Here is a 2,900-nt window from a genome sequence, read left to right on the forward strand (position 1 = left end):
TGGCGGGAGCAAACTTCATGATTATCGCACCTTACTGTTTTTATGTTCAGAGGTGTCGCACTTCGTACTTGAATCCAAGGCTCATAACAAAGCATTTAAGACGGATTCCCAACGTTCGGCATTTTTGGTTTACTTCAGTTTCAGTGTTTACGGCACAATGCTTTGAGTTCAGTGGTCTGCGTTGCTCACCACTTAATGCGGCGTTATGTTTAATCACGTAAAATCAGTTGGTTGCATCTCTTCTTTGCATTCTCGGCTTTCTAATTTTGGTCTTGTCGGCAAGTTAACCTCATTGGGCGCTGTTTTCTGGACTCCAATTCTTGGGCGCGAAAAATTCTGAGAGTTGCCTCATTAAAGCTCAGTGCATTTGTGAGTCGAATAAAGCGTCTTTGTTTCAAAGTTTCAACTCCAGTTTTCGGCTTCTCACGCTAAAACTCAAAATCATTAGAATCAAATTTATGAGTTAATTCAGCTTTTTAGCGTCTGGTTTTGGTTTTCAAAGTTAAGTCGAGTTAAGCTCTTGGTATCGTAAAACTTAACCGTTCGAGTCTTAAACATAACAAGGCGTTTAAGAGGGATTCATGCCGCGTGGCATTTTTGGTATGCGGTTGGTTTTTGTGGTGAAAGTGGTCTGCGGGAAGTTGGTTTAGGCGGCATTCACCCCTTAACGCGGCGTTATGTGGCAGGAGAGAATGTGACCCCAGTAGCTGTTCTTGTTCATGTTTCTGATGTGAAATCTGGTCTTGCGTGGTATCAAAAAGCTTTCCCCGAAGCGGTTCTGGTATGTCACCCAGAGTTCGATTTTACAGTGCTTGATTTAAATGGTTTCTCGCTTGAAATAGTGCAAGCAGATGAGAAAGTCGATTCTGGTAAAAAAGGGACTGTTGTCTATTGGTCAGTCGCTAATTTAGTCGAAGCCTTGGCTCATTTCGAAGCTCTTGGCGCAAGGTTATATCGTGGACCGATGGAAATCGAAAATGGGTTGTCGATATGCCAAGTTGAAGACCCATTTGGTAACCTAATTGGCTTACGTGGAATAGCCACATAACAAACGGCTCAAGAGGGATTGCCAACGCGTGGCGACTTTAGTGCAAAATTGAAATTCAGGGTTTACAGTGTGTTTTTTGAGTTCGGTGGTGCGTCGTCAACCCCTTAGCCGGGCGTTATGCCTGTTAATGGACAAGGAGAGTTAAATGAAGATTTTAAAGGCTTCAATCTCTGAATTAGATCAGATTGTGAGTTTATTTGATGATTATCGTCAGTTTTATGGGCAAAAATCGGATATTGATGCCGCTAGAGAATTTTTGAGAAATCGGTTCGCTAATAATGAATCTGTGATTTTTTTAGCTATGACCGAAAGCAATGAAGCTCTTGGTTTTGTGCAACTTTACCCATCATTCTCATCTGTCGCAATGAAACCGATGTGGTATCTCAATGATCTATTCGTTTCTGATGGATCCCGAAACCAAGGAGTTGCGAGAGCATTGCTCCAAAAAGTGAAATGTTTTGCGAAAGAAACGAACGCGTTAACCGTTAAATTAGCGACTTCAGCAACTAACGACAAAGCAAAATCACTCTATGAATCTGAAGGTTATGATAAGGTTGTTGCTTTTGAACACTACACCCAAAAGGTAAAACAGGCATAACAAACGCTTCAAGAGGGACAGCCAACGCGCGGCATTTTTACTATGCGTTGGTTTTGGTGATTACGGTGTTATGCGGAAAGTTGGTAGTAGCGTTGGCTGCCCCTTAAGCGGGCGTTAGCAAATTTATTCGACATCTAACTCGCATGGAGGAAAAGTAAGTGGAAATAGATAGAGATTCGATCATTGAATCACATAGGCTGGCAAGCCCGGGTCTTCGTTATCTAGGGCAAATCATTGATGGTGCAATAAGTGCCACAATATTCATTTTCTTTCTTTGGCTCAGTACTTTAATTGGTTTATCCCAAGCTTCATCAAGCTTAATAGCATTTTCGGCGGCTGCTTTATATTTTCTACTTTCTGACGGTTTACCTAAAGGGCAAAGTCTCGGTAAGAAACTACTAGGGATCTCAGTTATAGATTCGGTTACAGGAAAAAGTTGTAGTTTCCCTCAGTCATTTTTTCGTAACCTTCTGACACCAATAATTGGTATGATCGACGCGGTCTTTATTCTTGGCAAAAGAAGACAGAGGTTAGGTGACAAGCTGGCAAAAACAATCGTTGTAGTAAATTAGCTAACAAACGCTTCAAGAGGGACAGCCAACGCGCGGCATTTTTACTATGCGTTGGTTTCGGTGATTACGGTGTCATGCGGTAAGTTGGTAGTAGCGTTGTCTGCCCCTTAAGCGGGCGTTATGTGGCAGGAGAGAAAATATGACCCCAGCAGCAGTTCTTATTCATGTCCCTAATGTAGAACAGGGGTTAAGTTGGTATCAAAAAGCCTTTTCTGACGCGAAGCCTATTTATCACTCAGATTTTGATTTTACAGTGTTAGACCTTAATGGCTTTTCTATTGAAATAGTGCAAGCTGATGAAAAGGTGGGCTCTGGTAAAAATGGTACTGTTCTTTATTGGTCGGTAAACGATTTATCCAAGTCATTAGCATGCTTTGAGGCTCTTGGCGCAAAGCTATACAGAGGCCCAATGGAAATAGAAAATGGGCTTTCAATGTGTCAAGTAGAAGACCCATTTGGTAACTTAATTGGCTTACGAGGCAAAGCCACATAACAAACGCTTCAAGAGGGACAGCCAACGCGTGGCATTTTCACTATGCGTTGGTTTTTGTGGTTACGATGTTATGCGGAAGCTTGGTAGTAGCGTTGGCTGCCCCTTAAGCGGGCGTTAGGCAAAGTGAGTTTTTATCAGCTAAATCGAGTTGGAATTGAACGGTAAATTCCATGTTTTCTGGCTTAAGTT

At 42.2% G+C, this 2,900-nt stretch carries 4 protein-coding genes; all 4 read left to right on the forward strand.

Annotation, left to right across the window (positions count from 1 at the left end; genetic code table 11):
- Positions 1 to 694 precede the first annotated feature (694 nt).
- Positions 695 to 1,048 carry a VOC family protein gene (locus AACR75_RS00105; protein ID WP_047691332.1) on the forward strand — a complete coding sequence of 118 codons (354 nt, stop codon included), beginning with the start codon at positions 695 to 697 and terminating at the stop codon, positions 1,046 to 1,048.
- A gap of 145 nt (positions 1,049 to 1,193) precedes the next feature.
- Positions 1,194 to 1,646, forward strand: a complete 453-nt coding sequence (locus tag AACR75_RS00110) for a GNAT family N-acetyltransferase (protein ID WP_031850675.1) — start codon at positions 1,194 to 1,196, stop codon at positions 1,644 to 1,646.
- 158 nt (positions 1,647 to 1,804) lie between these two features.
- Positions 1,805 to 2,218 (forward strand): RDD family protein, encoded by a 414-nt coding sequence (locus AACR75_RS00115; RefSeq protein ID WP_047691333.1) that lies wholly within the window; start codon positions 1,805 to 1,807, stop codon positions 2,216 to 2,218.
- Between the two features lie 139 nt (positions 2,219 to 2,357).
- Positions 2,358 to 2,711 (forward strand): glyoxalase/bleomycin resistance/dioxygenase family protein, encoded by a 354-nt coding sequence (locus tag AACR75_RS00120; RefSeq protein ID WP_047691335.1) that lies wholly within the window; start codon positions 2,358 to 2,360, stop codon positions 2,709 to 2,711.
- The last annotated feature ends 189 nt before the right edge of the window (positions 2,712 to 2,900 follow it).

The organism is Vibrio sp. ZOR0018 (assembly GCF_963865925.1).
GTDB lineage: Bacteria > Pseudomonadota > Gammaproteobacteria > Enterobacterales > Vibrionaceae > Vibrio > Vibrio anguillarum.

Bases quoted from the DNA above. Each gene is read 5' to 3' on its own strand.
- AACR75_RS00120 (WP_047691335.1), top strand. From the start codon at position 2,358: ATGACCCCAGCAGCAGTTCTTATTCATGTCCCTAATGTAGAACAGGGG.
- AACR75_RS00110 (WP_031850675.1), top strand. From the start codon at position 1,194: ATGAAGATTTTAAAGGCTTCAATCTCTGAATTAGATCAGATTGTGAGT.